1 protein-coding gene is annotated in these 586 nt (G+C 37.0%); it reads left to right on the forward strand.

Translation table 11 applies throughout. From position 1 onward, the window contains the following. Positions 1-120 precede the first annotated feature (120 nt). Positions 121-586: iron-containing alcohol dehydrogenase (locus JCM15074_RS20200; protein WP_025823774.1), on the forward strand; the 466-nt coding region annotated here is incomplete at its 3' end.

Genomic DNA, 586 nt, shown 5'->3' on the forward strand with positions numbered 1-586 from the left:
TTTTTCGATTCAACTTTTCAAATAACTTAATCAATGTCACAAGCAATTATTTGATTTTGTTATTTATTTAATATTTAGACTTTCAATTTATTTTTAGTTTTAACTTTTTGGAGTAATACCATGAGCAGTGTATTTTACATGCCTCCTGTGACCTTAATGGGTCAAAATGCAATCCAATCTTTAGGCGCTGAATTAGCAAGTAAAGAACTTAAAAAGGCACTGATTGTTACTGATAGCGTATTAGTAGAAATCGGCCTAGTAAACAAGCTAACTGATGAGCTAGCAGCACATAACATCGACTTTGCTATCTACGGTGGTGTTAAACCAAACCCAACTGAAAAGAACATTGAAGACGGTTTAGTATTACTTGCTAAAGAAAACTGTGACTTCGTAGTTTCATTCGGTGGTGGTTCTTCTCACGACGCGGCTAAAGGTATCGCCCTTGTTGCTGCTAACGGTGGCCATATTCGTGATTACTCAAAAGGTGTTCACCTTTCTAAGAAACCACAATTACCACTAGTGACTGTTAATACCACTGCCGGTACTGCGTCTGAAATGACTGTATTTGCCATCATCACTAACGAAG

Origin of the sequence: Shewanella marina JCM 15074 (assembly GCF_000614975.1) — a bacterium.
Taxonomy (GTDB): Bacteria; Pseudomonadota; Gammaproteobacteria; order Enterobacterales; family Shewanellaceae; genus Shewanella; species Shewanella marina.